Annotated in this window: 15 protein-coding genes and 1 pseudogene; 5 read left to right on the top strand and 11 right to left on the bottom strand. The window is 42.8% G+C overall.

Annotation, left to right across the window (positions count from 1 at the left end):
• Nucleotides 1–84: 84 nt before the first annotated feature.
• Entirely contained in the window at nucleotides 85–1,440 is a 1,356-nt protein-coding gene (dnaB, locus tag CHRO_RS19660) for a replicative DNA helicase (protein WP_015155972.1), read from the top strand.
• A 124-nt stretch (nucleotides 1,441–1,564) separates the two neighbouring features.
• Here dnaB and CHRO_RS19655 read toward each other — a convergent pair whose 3' ends face one another.
• Nucleotides 1,565–2,113 carry an FKBP-type peptidyl-prolyl cis-trans isomerase gene (locus tag CHRO_RS19655; RefSeq protein ID WP_015155971.1) on the bottom strand — a complete coding sequence of 183 codons (549 nt, stop codon included), beginning with the start codon at nucleotides 2,111–2,113 and terminating at the stop codon, nucleotides 1,565–1,567.
• Between the two features lie 163 nt (nucleotides 2,114–2,276).
• A complete protein-coding gene (locus CHRO_RS19650; protein WP_015155970.1) occupies nucleotides 2,277–2,600 on the bottom strand; it encodes a phasin family protein in 324 nt (107 codons plus the stop codon).
• Nucleotides 2,601–2,814: 214 nt separating this feature from the next.
• Here CHRO_RS19650 and CHRO_RS19645 point away from each other — a divergent pair, with 214 nt between their 5' ends.
• The 3 genes from CHRO_RS19645 to CHRO_RS19635 are packed head-to-tail and all read left to right on the top strand — an operon-like array spanning nucleotide 2,815 to nucleotide 4,480.
• Entirely contained in the window at nucleotides 2,815–3,123 is a 309-nt protein-coding gene (locus CHRO_RS19645; protein WP_015155969.1) for a TIGR03792 family protein, read from the top strand.
• A gap of 12 nt (nucleotides 3,124–3,135) precedes the next feature.
• The gene (locus CHRO_RS19640) at nucleotides 3,136–3,501 is read left to right on the top strand and encodes a hypothetical protein (protein ID WP_015155968.1); all 366 of its coding nucleotides are present in this window, start codon (nucleotides 3,136–3,138) and stop codon (nucleotides 3,499–3,501) included.
• On the top strand, nucleotides 3,494–4,480 hold the full coding sequence (locus CHRO_RS19635) for a threo-3-hydroxy-L-aspartate ammonia-lyase (RefSeq protein WP_015155967.1): 987 nt from the start codon (nucleotides 3,494–3,496) through the stop codon (nucleotides 4,478–4,480). The genes CHRO_RS19640 and CHRO_RS19635 overlap by 8 nt, the downstream gene beginning before the upstream one ends.
• 24 nt (nucleotides 4,481–4,504) lie before the next feature.
• On the opposite strand, the pseudogene CHRO_RS19630 reads toward CHRO_RS19635, so the two are convergent.
• Both CHRO_RS19630 and CHRO_RS29875 read right to left on the bottom strand, forming a co-directional pair.
• A pseudogene (locus tag CHRO_RS19630) lies at nucleotides 4,505–4,702 on the bottom strand (PIN domain-containing protein); the annotation flags it as partial.
• 2 nt (nucleotides 4,703–4,704) lie between these two features.
• The gene (locus CHRO_RS29875) at nucleotides 4,705–4,968 is read right to left on the bottom strand and encodes an AbrB/MazE/SpoVT family DNA-binding domain-containing protein (protein ID WP_015155966.1); all 264 of its coding nucleotides are present in this window, start codon (nucleotides 4,966–4,968) and stop codon (nucleotides 4,705–4,707) included.
• An 81-nt stretch (nucleotides 4,969–5,049) separates the two neighbouring features.
• On the opposite strand from CHRO_RS29875, the gene CHRO_RS19625 reads away from it, so the two are divergent.
• Nucleotides 5,050–5,589, top strand: a complete 540-nt coding sequence (locus CHRO_RS19625; protein ID WP_015155965.1) for a GNAT family N-acetyltransferase — start codon at nucleotides 5,050–5,052, stop codon at nucleotides 5,587–5,589.
• Here CHRO_RS19625 and nblS read toward each other — a convergent pair.
• The 7 genes from nblS to CHRO_RS19590 all read right to left on the bottom strand — a co-directional run bounded on the left by nblS (nucleotide 5,586) and on the right by CHRO_RS19590 (nucleotide 15,045).
• On the bottom strand, nucleotides 5,586–7,559 hold the full coding sequence (nblS, locus tag CHRO_RS19620) for a two-component system sensor histidine kinase NblS (RefSeq protein WP_015155964.1): 1,974 nt from the start codon (nucleotides 7,557–7,559) through the stop codon (nucleotides 5,586–5,588). The genes CHRO_RS19625 and nblS overlap by 4 nt on opposite strands.
• 164 nt (nucleotides 7,560–7,723) lie before the next feature.
• Complete coding sequence (gene purD, locus CHRO_RS19615; RefSeq protein ID WP_015155963.1) at nucleotides 7,724–9,121, bottom strand: phosphoribosylamine--glycine ligase; 1,398 nt, start codon at nucleotides 9,119–9,121, stop codon at nucleotides 7,724–7,726.
• Nucleotides 9,122–9,198: 77 nt separating this feature from the next.
• The gene (locus CHRO_RS19610) at nucleotides 9,199–10,632 is read right to left on the bottom strand and encodes a cryptochrome/photolyase family protein (RefSeq protein ID WP_015155962.1); all 1,434 of its coding nucleotides are present in this window, start codon (nucleotides 10,630–10,632) and stop codon (nucleotides 9,199–9,201) included.
• A 108-nt stretch (nucleotides 10,633–10,740) separates the two neighbouring features.
• Nucleotides 10,741–11,379, bottom strand: coding sequence for a Uma2 family endonuclease (locus CHRO_RS19605; RefSeq protein ID WP_015155961.1), 639 nt, complete (start codon nucleotides 11,377–11,379; stop codon nucleotides 10,741–10,743).
• 226 nt (nucleotides 11,380–11,605) lie between these two features.
• Nucleotides 11,606–12,757 carry a lipase family protein gene (locus CHRO_RS19600; protein ID WP_015155960.1) on the bottom strand — a complete coding sequence of 384 codons (1,152 nt, stop codon included), beginning with the start codon at nucleotides 12,755–12,757 and terminating at the stop codon, nucleotides 11,606–11,608.
• 57 nt (nucleotides 12,758–12,814) lie between these two features.
• A complete protein-coding gene (locus CHRO_RS19595; protein WP_015155959.1) occupies nucleotides 12,815–13,912 on the bottom strand; it encodes a lipoprotein N-acyltransferase Lnb domain-containing protein in 1,098 nt (365 codons plus the stop codon).
• Between the two features lie 59 nt (nucleotides 13,913–13,971).
• On the bottom strand, nucleotides 13,972–15,045 hold the full coding sequence (locus CHRO_RS19590; protein WP_015155958.1) for a lipoprotein N-acyltransferase Lnb domain-containing protein: 1,074 nt from the start codon (nucleotides 15,043–15,045) through the stop codon (nucleotides 13,972–13,974).
• Nucleotides 15,046–15,105 lie beyond the last annotated feature (60 nt).

Below are 15,105 nucleotides of genomic sequence, written 5' to 3'. Positions count from 1 at the left end.
TTTGACTTCTCCCTTACCCCTTGATTAAAAAATCGGGTAAAAGTAGAGAGAGCTTCTTGAACTTTTGCCTGTTATTTTTTATATATGTACAATAATCAACAAAAATTTGTCAGTGATGGTGTCGATCGCCTGCCACCTCAAAATGTTGAGGCAGAAGAAGCGATTCTAGGTGGTATTCTACTCGATCCCGAAGCAATTGGCAGAGTGAGCGATCGCCTAATTGCCGATGCCTTTTATATTGATGCCCATAAAGAAATTTATCGCGCCGCACTGCAACTGCACGCGCAGGGTAAACCTACAGATTTACTATGTGTTGTTGGTTGGTTGAGCGATCGCGAACTCCTCAGTAAAATCGGTGGTAAAAGCAAATTAGTCCAGCTGGTAGACCGGACGGTTTCCGCAATTAATATTGATGCTTTAGCTGGCTTGGTGATGGATAAGTATCTCCGCCGTCAGTTAATTACATCGGGAAATGAAATCGTCCAACTAGGATTTGAGACAGAGAAAGAACTAGCAACTGTCCTCGACCAAGCAGAACAAAAGGTTTTCGGCGTGACTCAGGAACGCCCGCAGCAGAAATTAGTGTCAATTTCCGATACTTTAATCTATACCTTTCAAGATATTGAGAGTCACAATCAAGGCATTGCTCAGCCTGGGCTATCGTGTAACTATTACGATCTCGATGCGATGACGGGCGGTTTCCAGCGTTCTGACTTGATTATTATCGCTGGTCGTCCGGCAATGGGAAAAACCAGCTTTGCTCTAGGTTTGGCGCATAATATTGCGAGACTGCACAAGTTTCCTGTCGCAGTATTTAGTTTGGAAATGTCAAAAGAGCAGCTGGTACAGCGCTTGTTGTCCAGCGAAGCGGGAATTGAGAGTCAGAGGTTGCGGACGGGAAGAATTGCTCAGAACGAGTGGGAATTATTGTCTCACGCGATCGGCGAACTGTCAGATTTACCGATATATATTGACGATACGCCAAACATTACCGTGATGGAAATGCGTAGTCAAGCTCGTCGCCTGCAAGCAGAAAAAGGTAAAGAATTAGGTTTAATTCTGATCGATTATTTGCAATTAATGGAAGGTAGCGGCGATAATCGCGTCCAAGAATTATCAAAAATCACGCGATCGCTCAAAGGTTTAGCGAGAGAACTCAACGTACCAATTATTGCCCTTTCTCAGCTCAGCCGTAGTGTAGAAGCCCGGAATAGCAAACGCCCGATGATGTCAGACTTGCGAGAATCGGGTTCGATCGAACAAGACGCGGATATCGTGATTATGCTTTACCGCGATTCTTATTACAACCCCGACTCTCCCGATCGCAACATTGCCGAAGTCATCATCGCCAAACACCGCAACGGTCCCACCGGAACCGTGAAGCTATTATTCGATCCAAACTTGACCAAATTTGTGAATTTAGCCAAGCAGAATTTTTAAATTGTCATTTGTCATACCCTTCGGGAAGGGCTATTCTTCGAGAAGCCACCCTTCGGGTGTCTACGCCCTACGTCATTGGTCATTTGTGTTTGCCAATGACAAATGACCAGTGACAAATGACTAATTAATTAACCTTCAACAACTCCACGTCAAAAATCAGCGTAGCGTTGGGAGGAATAACGCCACCCGCACCGCGAGCGCCGTAACCTAATTCTGGGGGAATGACGATTTGGCGACGTTCGCCTACTTTCATCGTGCTGAGTGCTTCATCCCAGCCTTTAATGACTTGTCCCGTACCAACTTTAAATGAAAAAGGCTGACCGCGATCGCGAGAGCTATCGAACTTAGAACCATCTTCTAAAGTTCCTGTATAGTGAACTACGACGGTTTGACCTTTTTTCGGCATTTCTCCGCTTCCCTCTTGGAGGACGGTGTATTTCAGCCCAGAATCAGTTGTAATTGCTTTATTGTCAGACATTGGAGTTACCTTATTTGGTGCAGTTGGGGTTTGCGTTGGCTTCTGGGCTATAAGCGTGCTGGATGTGGCTTGAGTTGATGCTTGAACAGATGTAGTCTCAGCCAGAGCGTTATCTTTCGCTCCTCCTACCTGAGCTAGCACCAAAAGCACTACGCAAACTAACGTAATTCCCACGCTGATGAGAATTTCTTTCAAAATTAGACCCTCCTTCAGCTATGCAAGTGCGTCACTACTATATCTTGTAATGGGGTAGTTGGTAATTGGTAATTGGTAGTTGGAGATCGCAAGAGGCGAGAGACTAGAGGCTGATTTTGACTTTTGACTTTTGGCTTTTGACTTACCCATTACCCATTACCATCTAACGCCACATCTTATTTTCCAAATCGCGGATTTGACGCTCTAGGCGATCGATCCGTCCCCGTAACTCGTCCATTTCTGACTGACGGGGTACGCCAAGATCCTGCATGACATTACGGATCTGCCGTTGCAACTGCGCCTCAAAAGTTGTGGGATCGATCTTGAGCTGCTGCATCATGTTGTCTACAAACACTTTGGCTTGGTCAGAATTCATTTTGCCATCCTTGACCAATTCATCGCTTACTTCCCGCAACTTCTCAGCTACAAGGGAAGTCGTACCAACACCAAGCATCAATAGTTGTTTAATCCAGTTGTTATTATCCATCCTGCTATCCAGTTAGTTAAAGGAATTTATCAACAAGTTGTAGGGGCGGGTTTACCAAGAGACTTTGTGACTTACAGAGATTTCGGGTGAACTCGCCCCTACAGAAATAGCGCTGCGATCGAGCTATGCTAAAAACATGTCACCCCAACTCCTCCTGTTATATTCTGGCAAATTTGGCGATCGCCATCCTTTCGAGCAGTAGAGAAAAAAGCGCGTGGTTATTGAGTTTCTCAAGTTTAAAGTTACTCCTGAATTAAGGGAGAAATTTATCCAAAAAGATGCAGAAATTTGGACGACTGCACTATCTGGCTATCCTGGTTTTCTCAGTAAAGAGGTTTGGATAGAACCTAATGTCCCAACGGAGGTTGTGATGATTATTCGTTGGGCAACGCGAGAGCAATGGAAATCTATCCCTACCGAGCAACTCGACAAGATTGATGCTAAGTTTGCCCAGCAGATGGGGAAAACCTACGAGTTGATTCAGTCATCCGAGTATCAAGTTCGCAAGTTTCCTCAGTCGTAATTGCTTTGTACCATGCCTACCTGTCCCCGTTGTCATCAAGCAGTTGACTCTCAGGTAGTCAACTGTCCTTATTGCCGCACGCCGCTCAAAGCATTCGGTCATCCAGGCATTCCCTTACACCGTGCTACCGGTGACGAACCTTTGTGTAAAACTTGTACTTACCATTTAGATGATAGCTGCACGTATCCCCAGCGTCCATATGCGACAGAGTGTACGCTTTACCAAAACATCGAGCAAAAACGATTGGAGGAGGAGCAAAGACAAAAAAGTAGGAGTCCTGCTGTTGGGTTGCAAAATTGGCTGAAGCGCAATCAATCTTTGCTGTTAATTCTAGGGTTGTTATTAGTCTGTTTCCTCATCGCTTTGAGTCATGTCTAAAACAGAAGCTCCCATCGACACCAATATTGTCACCTTTGCAGATATCGAAGCAGCACACCAACGGTTGACAGGTGTTGCTCACAAAACTCCCGTAATGACTTCCAGAACGGTAAACGAACTGACGCAAAGACAGGTGTTTTTTAAGTGCGAAAACTTCCAAAGAATGGGAGCATTTAAATTTCGGGGAGCGTATAATGCTTTGTCTCAGCTCTCAGAACAACAAAAAAGGCAGGGTGTACTCACATTTTCTTCGGGAAATCACGCTCAGGCGATCGCGCTTTCGGGTAAATTACTCAACATTCCCACTACAATTGTCATGCCGGAGGATGCTCCAGCTGTGAAGTTAGCTGCTACGCAGGGTTATGGTGCAGAGGTACTGTTATACGATCGCGCCGAAATGACAAGGGAAGAGTTAGCAGCCGAACTCTGTCGGGAACGCCAACTCACTTTTATTCACCCCTACGACCGTCCTCAAGTTATCGCCGGACAGGGTACAACTGCTAAAGAATTAATCGAAGGAGTGGGAGAATTAGATTTACTCTTAGTTTGTTGTGGTGGTGGAGGTCTGTTATCGGGATGCGCGATCGCGGCTAAAACACTTTCTCCGCAATGTAAAGTTATTGGTGTAGAACCGGAAAGAGCAGATGATGCAACGCGATCGTTTCATAGCAAAACTCTGCATACGGTTCATAATCCCGATACAATTGCTGACGGCGCTCGTACTCCGTCTTTGGGAAAAATTACTTTTCCTTTAGTATTGAAATATGTAGATGACATGGTGACAGTATCGGAAGATGCGATTAAACGCACCATGTATTTTTTGTGGGAGAGAATGAAGATTGTCGTCGAACCCACAGGAGTATTAGCCGCCGCCGCTTTAGTAGAGGGTGTTGTCACTGCACCAGGAGCAAGAGTTGGAGTGGTTATCAGCGGTGGTAACGTAGATTTGCAGCAGGCTGGAAAATTTTTTATTTTTTAGAGAAATATATTATCAACGCAATATTCATCCAGGTTGCTTGACCTCACATTGCGTTGATAAATTTTTTGCCCGTTTCAGAAACTTTTCGTCAAACGTATAGATTGCTGAGTAATTCTGACTTTGAGCTAGGTGAAATGCATCAGCAAAATCTAAGCCATTTTCGTGCCATTGCAAAACTTGCGCGATCGCGTTTATATTTGTGAGATAAACATTCGGTATTCGTGTCAACTGAAACCACGCCACTGAGCCGCTATTCCCTGACGAATTGCATCTTTCATTTCACCTAAACTTTTAGGCTTATCTTGATATTTCAAACATCCTGCAACATTCTGCAATGTTGTTTCTGGGAAAGGTTTTTTAGGTTTAAGCAGAATGCCATCACCTGTATCAATTACAATCAGTTCTTGTCCTGCTTCCCAACCATGAATACTGCGTAATATCTTTGGGATAATAACTTGACCTTCACTTGATAAGCGGGTTGTTTCCATCGAATGCACAAACTATGGTAAGAAATTTGTAAAAATTATAGCATGAGCTAAACTCGAAATTCTGGCAACGATGAGCGAGTAATGATTATAAGAGAAGCAAATTTAAATGACGTACAAGCGATCGCACGGGTACATGTAGATACTTGGTATACGACATATAAAGGAATTATTCCAGAATCATATCTAGCTAAACTTTCCTACCAGCAGCGAGAGATTGCTTGGCAAAAAATTATAGAAGATACTATGAGTAGCAGCCAATTCGTTGATGTAGCTGAGAACAATTCAGGAGAAATTATTGGTTTTGCTAATAGTGGAAAAGAACGAACTAGCGATCGCACTTACAAAGGTGAGTTATATGCCATATACATTTTAGCAGCATACCAGCGTCAGGGAATTGGTTACAAATTAACTCTATCTGCTGTGGATAAACTATCTGAATTGGGTTTTAACTCAATGTTAGTTTGGGTATTAGCAAATAACCCTGCTTGTGGATTTTATGAAAATATTGGTGGACAAAAAGTATACGAAAAACAAATTGAAAGAGGCGGGGTAATGTTAAAAGAAATTGCCTATGGATGGCAAGATATAACAAGTGTACGCGATCGCATTTCATCGCGTTAAACTACATGAGCGGTTGTATCAATTGCATTTTCAGTTGAAATATCTACTTCTGGTATGCCCATACTCTTATTACTATGTTCTTGAAATATTGCTAGATCGAACCAGAAAGTTGTCCCGACACCAACCTCACTAACCAAATGAATGTTGGCATGATGTTTGTCCATAATATTTTTCACAATAGAAAGTCCTAACCCGGTTCCTTCTAAAGTGTGTACGCGGTTTTCCACGCGGAAAAAGCGATCGAAAATAGCTGCTTGATCCTCTGGATCGATACCAATTCCTGTATCAGAAATTTCAATTCTCACCTGGGGAGATACAATGCGATCGCCGCTTGCAGGCTCCATTTTATACGCACGGATCGCTACTTTTCCACCTTGCTGAGTAAATTTAAGTGCGTTTCCAACTAAATTAGTAAATACCTGAAGCAATAAGTCGTAATGTCCAAAAACTTGTGGTAGTTCGGGTTCGATTTGCTGAATTAATTCAATTCCTTTATCTCTAGCATTCAATTGATAATTTCGCAAAGTTTGTTCGACTGCTTGTGCCAAATCTACCCCTTCAAAATGATAGATCCGACAAGAAGATTCTAAACGAGATAAGTCTAAGACATCATTAACCAAACGAGTGAGGCGATCGGTTTCGTTATTTGCAGTTGCTAAAAATTCCCTCTGTTCTTCGGTGCTGAGGTTTTCACCGTAGTCGTGAAGGGTTTCAATATAAGTCTTGATATTAAACAAAGGCGTGCGTAATTCGTGAGAGACGTTGCTGATAAATTGGCTTTTTGCCTCATTCAGTTCGACTTCGCGAGTAATGTCTTGCACTGTCATAGCAATTCCCTTAATACTTTCTCGATGTTGGTCGAGAACGGTAGTCAGAAGAATCCGAATCGTGCGCATAGTTGGCTGAGAAAGCGGAATTCTAAACTCTGCACTTTCGCTTTCTCCCCTTGCTATCTTGTATAAAGGGCGATTTAATTCCGCTTGCACCGACATTGGCAAATGATTTAAGACGCTATCTCCAATGACCTCTCCATTTTCCCAGCCAAAAATCCGTCGTGCTGTGGGATTGACTAAAATCACTTGCATATTGGTGTCAAGCAGAATAGCACCATCAGCAATAGTAGAAACTAAAGTTTCTAATTTAGCTTTCTCGGCAGTGAGTTCTTCGATATTTTGTTCTTCATAACGCTCTAAACGTTCTGCCATTTCATTAAAACTGAAAATCAATTCCTTGAGTTCTCCCCCCAAAGGCAGATCGATCCGCTGTTGAAAATTGCCAGCCGCAATATTTTTTACACCCGTCAATAACTCTTTAATTGGTTTGGTAATCATGAGAGTATTGAAGACAGCACCCAAAATGACCATGACCCAAATTGACACGAAAACAGCAATTGTTACATCGCGGGTGAGATTGGAAGAGGTGACAACTGTAGGATTTGGGTTGATTCCAATTGCTAATACTCCCAAATATTTACCTTCATGATTGAGCGGGACGAAAACATCAGTGACTTCCCCATCAGGCGTTCGGTGTTGTCGCACCATCGGCAATTCAGAATTAGCGGCGTAATCTTCCGGTAACTGAATCCGGCGCTCAATTGTCAGTGAAGTTTGTACGGCTGGTTCCCAAAAAGGAATTCCAAAAAAGATTTTTCCTGCTTCGTCGGCATAGAGCATGTAGCGCACGCTAGAAGTGCTACTGTAGAAGCGTTGAGAAAACTGAGCGACTTCGGTGTAATTATTCTCCGCTACCAGAGGGGCAACGTTAGAAGCAAGTAACAACCCCAAGTCACGTCCGAAGCGGGTTTCATTTACCCTTGCATCCACTTGAATCGTGTTAACTGCCCAAAAAGTGAAACCACTGACAATTAACGAAACCACCAGCGTCGCAGCAGCCATCAACTTAGTTGGCAGAGTTAGCTCAAACCACCAACGGGCGATCGCTTCTCGGATTGTTTTTAACGGCGCTAACATTTGTATAAAAATTGGTATTTTATAAGTCCTTTGTTCTAAGGTAAAGTTTTTCGACTTAAAAGACAAAGTGGTTACTTGTCATTTGTCATTGGTGGGTGGCTGGTGGCTGGTGGCTAGTGGTTAGTGGTTCGACTCTTTGCTAGTCACTAGCCACTATTCACTAGTCACTGAATTCGGTGTCCGATGTCGCGGCGATAGTAGATGCCGTCAAAATGGATTTGGGCGATCGCATCATAAGCAAGGGCGATCGCTTGCTCAAAATTCTCCCCTACACCACTAACACCTAATACCCTACCTCCATCTGTAATTACGGGAGTCGGGAGTCGGGAGTCGGGAGTCGGGAGTTGGGATTCTCTCAGTCCCCCTTGTCCCCCTTCGCCCCCTAATCCCCACTCCCTTCGGTCGCGGGAAGAGCGAGTTCCCCCTTGTCCCCCTTTTCCCCCTTGTCCTAGTCTGGTTCCAGCATGAAATACACAACCCCCCGAAGCTTCAGCTGCATCTATGCCAGTAATGACATGACCTTTTTCGTATGCACCTGGATAGCCTTTGGCGGCGGCGACAACACAACAGGCGGCTCCCGGCTTCCAGGCGATGGGAGGCAATTCACCTAGTTTTTGCTGACAACAAGCCACGAGTAACTCTTCTAGGGGGGTTTCCAGTAAAGGTAAAATAGCTTGGGTTTCAGGATCGCCAAAGCGACAGTTGAATTCTAGAACTTTAAATTCCCCCGTAGGAGCAATCATCAAACCTGCATATAATACGCCCCGATAATCGATGCCTTTAGAGCGTAAAGTGGCGATCGCTCTCTGTAATACCTCTCGTTCGATCCTTGCCATTAATTCTGGCGTAACCAGGGGAGCAGGGGCATACACTCCCATTCCGCCCGTATTCTCGCCTGTATCCCCTTCTCCGATGCGTTTGTGGTCTTGGGCTGGTAGTAGGGGACGAATCGTTATCCCGTCTGTCAATGCCAATACAGAGGCTTCTTGTCCGATTAAGCATTCTTCAATGACAACAAACTTACCCGCGTCGCCAAATTGCCCCGCGAAAATCGCTTCTAGAGCTTGATGTGCCTGTGCGACTGTTTCGGCTACGATCACGCCTTTACCAGCGGCTAATCCGTCAGCTTTGACGACTATGGGCGCTCCTTGTGCGGTGACATAATCTTTAGCAGCAGATTCCTGGGTAAATACAGCAGCTTTAGCGGTGGGAATTCCTGCTTCCTGCATTAAAGCTTTTGCCCAAGCTTTACTTGCTTCAATTTGCGCCCCAGCTTTGGTAGGACCAAATACCATTGCGCCTTGAGCTTGGAGATAATCTGTAATTCCCATAGCTAGAGGAACTTCTGGACCCACTACCACAAGATCGATCCCCTGTTCTCGGACTGCTTGACCGATCCGTTCAAAATCATCCACAGAGTAGGGCAAATTTTGACAGCGTGACAGCGTTGCCGTTCCCCCATTACCAGGAGTACAAAATACCTGTTCCACTTGGGGCGATCGCAACAAAGCCCAAGCGATCGCGTGTTCTCTGCCCCCATTACCTACGACTAAAACTTTCACTGCTTTCCTCTAATGCTGCGATCGATTATCTCGTATTGTGGGGTTGGAGAATTATAGAGACGTTATATGTAACGTCTCTATAATTCTTTCTGCTGTTGATAAATAACTTTAAACTGTCGCTGTTGAATTTTATGATCCACGATTGGATTAGGATAGTCTACGGCAGCGCGATCGCGTTTGGAAATATTTCCACTTAATAATTCTTCAGTATCAAAAGACCGCAATTCTGGCAACCACTCGCGAATATATTCTCCATCTGGGTCAAATTTTTGGGCTTGACTAGCAGGGTTGAAAATTCTAATTGGTTTAGGGTCCATGCCACTTGAAGCACTCCACTGCCAACCGCCATTGTTAGCTGAAAGATCCCCGTCAATTAGTCTTTGATAAAAATATTTTTCTCCCAATCTCGGATCGATGAGTAAGTCTTTGGTGAGAAAATTTGCGACGATCATGCGACAACGATTATGCATCCACCCAATATTATTCATCTGTCGCATTGCTGCATCGACGATTGGATAGCCAGTTCTGCCTTCACACCAAGCTTGGAAATATTCCTCGTTATTTTCGTAAGGAAAATTCTTAAATTGTTGTCGATATGCGCCTTGTTCGAGTTCGGGGAAATGATACATGGCGTGTTGATAAAATTCTCGCCATGCAAGTTCCTGCTGCCAAGCGCGAATACTCGTCTGTGCTTCATCGCTACGAGTATTTTCCATTGCCTCAACTGTAGCAGCCCAAACTCTACGAATACCGATCGCACCAAATTTTAATGCTGCACTTAGTTGAGATGTCCCATCATAAGCAGGAAAATTTCGCTGTTCTTTATACTCTTCGATCGCCCGATGGCAAAATTGTTCTAATCTCTCTCGTGCAGGTGTTTCCCCTGGTTCGATAACTAAGCCATTCTCCCAATTAAACCCCAAATCTTTGGCTGTAGGCAAGGCGATCGCGCCTACTTTTTCTGCTGTTTGTAATTCCTGTTCTGACAACCCTTCTACGTCTTGTAATGCTTGTGCGGGTGCAGCTTTCGGTTTGCTACTCCAATTACGCCAAAACGGGGTAAATACAGTGTAGGGTTGGTTGGAACCTGTAAAAATATCGTCTGGGGAATGTAATATCTGATCCCAGTTTTCTTCTAAAACTTGGATGCCTTTTTCTTTTAAAGTTTCGATGACAGTGCGATCGCGTACCTGAGAATATGGTTCTACATCCCAGTTCCAGAATACAGCTTTTGCGCTCAGGGCAGTAGCCAGCGCTGGAATGGCTTCACGGGGTTCGCCTTGCAAAATTAATAACTGGCTGCCAACTTGGGCGTAACGCTGCTGTAGTTGCTGCAAACAACCGATCATGTACGTGACTCGTACGGGAGCGACATCATCCCGTTCTAAAATATTGGGGTCGAGGCAAAATACTCCTACTACCTTTTGAGTTCGTTGCCTTGCCGCAGCTAGTCCGGTATTATCTGAGATGCGCAAATCGCGACGATGCCAGAAGAGGATGAGGTCAGACATTCACAGTTACTACTTAGTTCACTCGTACTAGCATAAGGCTTCCAATCCCCGATCGCATCAGCCTACTGAATATTTTTTTGTTTCTTATTTTTGACTTTTGGCTTGCTGCTAAATCCCTTCTCCAAAATTAATAATTTCAGCTACAGTTAAATTTAAATTGGGAAAAAATTGAGATTTGATGCGATCGCTCTCTGTAAAACTTTCAAAGCGGTATTCTTTTTCTGTTAAAATGCTGTCAGAATTTACCAGTTGTCCCACAGAAATTGTCGGTTGCAAGATTTTCGGATTTCTTCTACCTGGATATCTATCGAGATGAAATAGCGGATCGATAATCCATAGTTCCTGTACGCCAAAAGCAGCATACCAAAGGGGTTTATTTCTATAGTCGTCTTCCCAGTTGGTGCTAACAATTTCAATTGCAATGCTAGGCGGTTCTCTCAGTACTGCTTCTTTTTGAGTTTGTCGATTCCAATCTTCGCGTTTGATTACGATTAAGTCAGGCTTGCGAGTATCTTTTCTACCTAGTACGAGTACTGGTTGGGGATGAATTAGCAGCCCCAGGTTAGCCCTCTTAGTTTCCGATTTCAGCGCAAACCACAACTCGCTCCGTAAATTTTCATATTTTCCAGAAGGTTCAGCTATGGGTACTATGACACCATTTATGAGTTCGTATGTTTTTCCTTCTGGTAAATCCAGTTCGAGGAATTCATCGACGGTATAAGTTTTTATTTGAATAGCAGTAACCATAGGGTAAGTTTCCATAAGGTATACTTTATTCTAGTGCTACGCTTGACGACTGAGCCAATATCAAGCTGAGGGATACGACAACAACCTTCTTCCTGCTCTAGTATGTAAGTTAATGCGTTTGCGATCGCATCAAGATCGTTCGAGCAAATGCAAGTATTAGCATTAAAATATCTAGAAAACATTATTCTTTAAAAAATTTCTGAATCCCACATGTTCTACCTCTCAATTAGCGGTTACCACTTCTAGTTAAATTAGGACCTTGAGTTCTCAAGTAATATTCATAGAAATATCCATAGCTTTTTACATGAATATTTGCTTGTTCTAAAATAATTCTTTTAGTTAAATCTAGATAAGCTGATTTTATTTTTGGCGACTGAGAGGCTTGATATTGTTGTTCTAAAATATCTCTTTCTTGCCACAACTCTTTCAGCTTTTCAGTTGGCTCAGCTGCGATTAAATTCCCTAAAGGAACGTAACCAAGGGTATTATAAATCGGTTGCATGTACCCGCGCTGCTGGTAAATGAAAAAATCCCCTTTCGTTTCTACTCTAGTTGTATTGGCGATCGCAGTTCGATATCGATTGGCAAAGCTCGGTTGCGTGAATGCAGGCGCACCAAAGACAATTGTTCTTATATTACTAGGTAAGACTCCCGCATCTACTAACATTGCTGTATAAAGAATTGACGCAGCACCAAGGCTATGCCCTGTAACTAAAATTTCAACTTCAGTATTTGCTTGTTTTTGGAGGCTCAAAATTTCTACAAGTAGTTCTTTAGATTTGATATCGTTAAAAACCTGACCTGCATAATTTCTAAATCCTTCATGGATCAAAGCTGCTGCCCGTCGATACATATTTACAGGCACTCCAGAAGAAATAGCAGCAAGATCGTTAGGATCTTCTAAGCCGACATACGTGCCTTTAAAAGCGATCGCATAAGAAACTTTTCTTTTCCCAAATTGCCCAACTTCTGGCTGGCGGATGAGAACAGCATATCCACCAAAAATTTTATCCTGCTCTTTTCTAATCAGAAAAAAGTCGGATAATTTCATTCTTTTATTAATAACATCGATTTGTTTAGCCCCGTATAGACGTTTAATTTGATTAATAACATTGCTGCGTTTTGTTTTATTTCCAGTTCTTTCAGTATCAAATAACTGATAAATTAAAGCACTACTCAGATGAGCAGCTTTGCCAATGTCCGTACACGCTACAGATCGCTGAAAGCATAACCGCTCGAACTGAACAGATCTTAGATTAGTTACACTATTCGTTTTGCCAATATTTTGAGCTTGACTTGGAACAGCCGTACTAAATAGCCCCAAGCAAAGTGTAGCTTGAGTTAAAAATAGATTTATGTTTTTTTTGAGTAATGTCATAGACCGAATGCTTACAAGAATTTAATTAAAAAATCTGCATGTACAAAATTCAAAGATTTAACGTTTTTTATTTTTAAATTCCGCAGCAAATTCTTGTTCTAGATTTGGCAGTTTGCTCTGACTGTTGACAAGTCCGCGCCGCACGATCGCATCATAAGGAGCAGTGGGTAACTGTATCGGAGGCATCTTTTTAATTTGCTCTGCTAAGAATTCATTCAATGTTTCAGAAGTCAATTCTCGATTGAGTGCGGCTTGATTGAAATCGACACCCATAGGCAAACTGACAAAGTATTCCTGCTGTTCTTGGGGCAAAATTTTAGGATTATAGCCAATAGTGCGATCGATAATTCGCAGCGATTCAGTGGTACAGTTACGATTTAATGTATCATACATCACACTAGTACCTTCGCGATCGCTCTGATGAATAGCATTAATTAATAATTGTTGTTTTTGCTGTGGAGTTAGCGCTAAGCGAATTTGCTCTACCCGATCCGTAAAGGGAAACTGAGCCGCATCTATCACTCGATCTTCCAAAGCTGTTATTTCTTGAGCAATAGCATAGAAATCAATTAATCCTGAAATTGGGTTCCATCCTGCTGACTTCACGCCAATACCGTTAGCAACATAGACAATATCTCGCACGCGAACTGCTTTTGGTACTCCAGAAGTTGTTTTAGATTGCGGTACCAAAATTGCTTCATATCCAGGCTTGAGGCGAAATCGCAGCTGTCCGTGGGCGCTGTAGGGACTGCGTAGAACGCTATAGTACTGGATCTGAAATATCGCATCAGCAACGGCATTCCGAGGAATTTGAGCCACCCAAAACTTGCCCTTATGTTTGAAGTTAGCAAGCACCATCGATCCTGGCGCAGGTTTATATGGTGCAGCTTCACTAGGAGAGAGTAGTTTGACAGCACGTTGTTCGCAATTCAAACACTGACCTTTAAAAGTACCTTTAGGCATTCTCGCCTGCGGATCGAAAGGGTCTGCGGGGTTGCAAACGCAAGCATTGCTACCACTACTGGTAACGAAATATGATAAGTCATTTCCTGTTTGGGCGATCGCACTTGGTGTCACAGCAAAGGTAGATAATGCTGTCAATACCACCATTTTTCCTAACAAGTAAAAATTATTCTTTTTTTTTGATACAGTCATTACAACTTCCACTATTTCAAATCTAAATTAAAATCTAAAATCTTTCCCTACTCCCTTATTCAAGGTCTGCTACTATTAAACTCTCTGGGGAACTCCACTTCTAAATTTGCTATTTTACTCTTGCTGTTTACCAGTTTTCGCCTTACAATTGCTTCATAAGGCGGTGTTGGTATGGGAATTTTGGAAAGTTGGGCAAGGCGTTCGATGATGATTTTGTTCAACTTATCGGGTGTTAAATTACCCTTGAACAGAGCTTCATCAACTGCTGGACCTGTAGGCATACTAATAAAAACTTCTGGCTTGCCTTTTTGAGCTAGTTTCGGATTGTAACCAATCGTGCGATCGACAGCTCGTAATACTTCGGAAGTACAATTTTTATTCAAAGTATCGTACATCGAATTTGTGCGATCGCGATCGCCTTGCAAGATTGCACTCATCAGCAACTCTTGTTTTTGTTGGGGAGTCAACGCCAATCTAATTTGCTCGACTCGATCGGTTAATTTGTATTCAAAAGCATCTTTAATTCTATCTTCTAAGCTAATAAATTCATGGGCGATCGCGAAGAAATCGAATAATCCTGTAGCTGGATTCCATTCACCTCCTTCAACCAACATGGCATTTGCTGCATACACAAAATCTCGCATCCGAATTTCAGTTGGCGCTACACCAATTGACTGTGGAACTAAAATTGCTTCATAGCCTGGTTTAAGGCGAAAACGAATTTGACTGTGAGCAGTATATGGGCTTGGTAATACGTTATAATATTGAATCTGAAAAATAACATCTTCCACAGCATTTTTAGGAATTTTGGCAACCCAGTATTTGCCCTTATAGTTGAAGTTGGCAATGACTAACATATCTGGGGCAGCATTGTAGGGTATTGTTTCTAAAGGAGATAGTAACCTTACAGAGCGTTGCTTACAGCTCATACAGCGACCTTTAAAAGGACCCTGAGGCATTCTTGCTCTCGGATCGAAAGGATCTTTAGGGTCGCAAATACAAACTTTGTTTTTGTTTGCAGCAGCAGGAACAATCCTACCTGATTGAGCGTAAACTATTGGCGTGAAAGTAAGTAAAGGCACTACAGTCAATGCCAAGATCTTTACTGCTTTTCGTTGTAAGTATTGCAGCATAACTTCGATGTTTAAATTATGAATAGAAATATTGTGAATAGAAATGTAGAGATGTAATTT

The organism is Chroococcidiopsis thermalis PCC 7203 (assembly GCF_000317125.1).
GTDB lineage: Bacteria > Cyanobacteriota > Cyanobacteriia > Cyanobacteriales > Chroococcidiopsidaceae > Chroococcidiopsis > Chroococcidiopsis thermalis.
This window is presented reverse-complemented; position numbering and strand designations above follow the sequence as displayed.

Bases quoted from the DNA above. Each gene is read 5' to 3' on its own strand.
- dnaB (WP_015155972.1), top strand. From the start codon at position 85: ATGTACAATAATCAACAAAAATTTGTCAGTGATGGTGTCGATCGCCTG.
- CHRO_RS19650 (WP_015155970.1), bottom strand. From the start codon at position 2,600: ATGGATAATAACAACTGGATTAAACAACTATTGATGCTTGGTGTTGGT.
- CHRO_RS19640 (WP_015155968.1), top strand. From the start codon at position 3,136: ATGCCTACCTGTCCCCGTTGTCATCAAGCAGTTGACTCTCAGGTAGTC.
- CHRO_RS19635 (WP_015155967.1), top strand. From the start codon at position 3,494: ATGTCTAAAACAGAAGCTCCCATCGACACCAATATTGTCACCTTTGCA.
- CHRO_RS29875 (WP_015155966.1), bottom strand. From the start codon at position 4,968: ATGGAAACAACCCGCTTATCAAGTGAAGGTCAAGTTATTATCCCAAAG.
- CHRO_RS19625 (WP_015155965.1), top strand. From the start codon at position 5,050: ATGATTATAAGAGAAGCAAATTTAAATGACGTACAAGCGATCGCACGG.
- nblS (WP_015155964.1), bottom strand. From the start codon at position 7,559: ATGTTAGCGCCGTTAAAAACAATCCGAGAAGCGATCGCCCGTTGGTGG.
- CHRO_RS19610 (WP_015155962.1), bottom strand. From the start codon at position 10,632: ATGTCTGACCTCATCCTCTTCTGGCATCGTCGCGATTTGCGCATCTCA.
- CHRO_RS19605 (WP_015155961.1), bottom strand. From the start codon at position 11,379: ATGGTTACTGCTATTCAAATAAAAACTTATACCGTCGATGAATTCCTC.
- CHRO_RS19600 (WP_015155960.1), bottom strand. From the start codon at position 12,757: ATGACATTACTCAAAAAAAACATAAATCTATTTTTAACTCAAGCTACA.
- CHRO_RS19595 (WP_015155959.1), bottom strand. From the start codon at position 13,912: ATGACTGTATCAAAAAAAAAGAATAATTTTTACTTGTTAGGAAAAATG.
- CHRO_RS19590 (WP_015155958.1), bottom strand. From the start codon at position 15,045: ATGCTGCAATACTTACAACGAAAAGCAGTAAAGATCTTGGCATTGACT.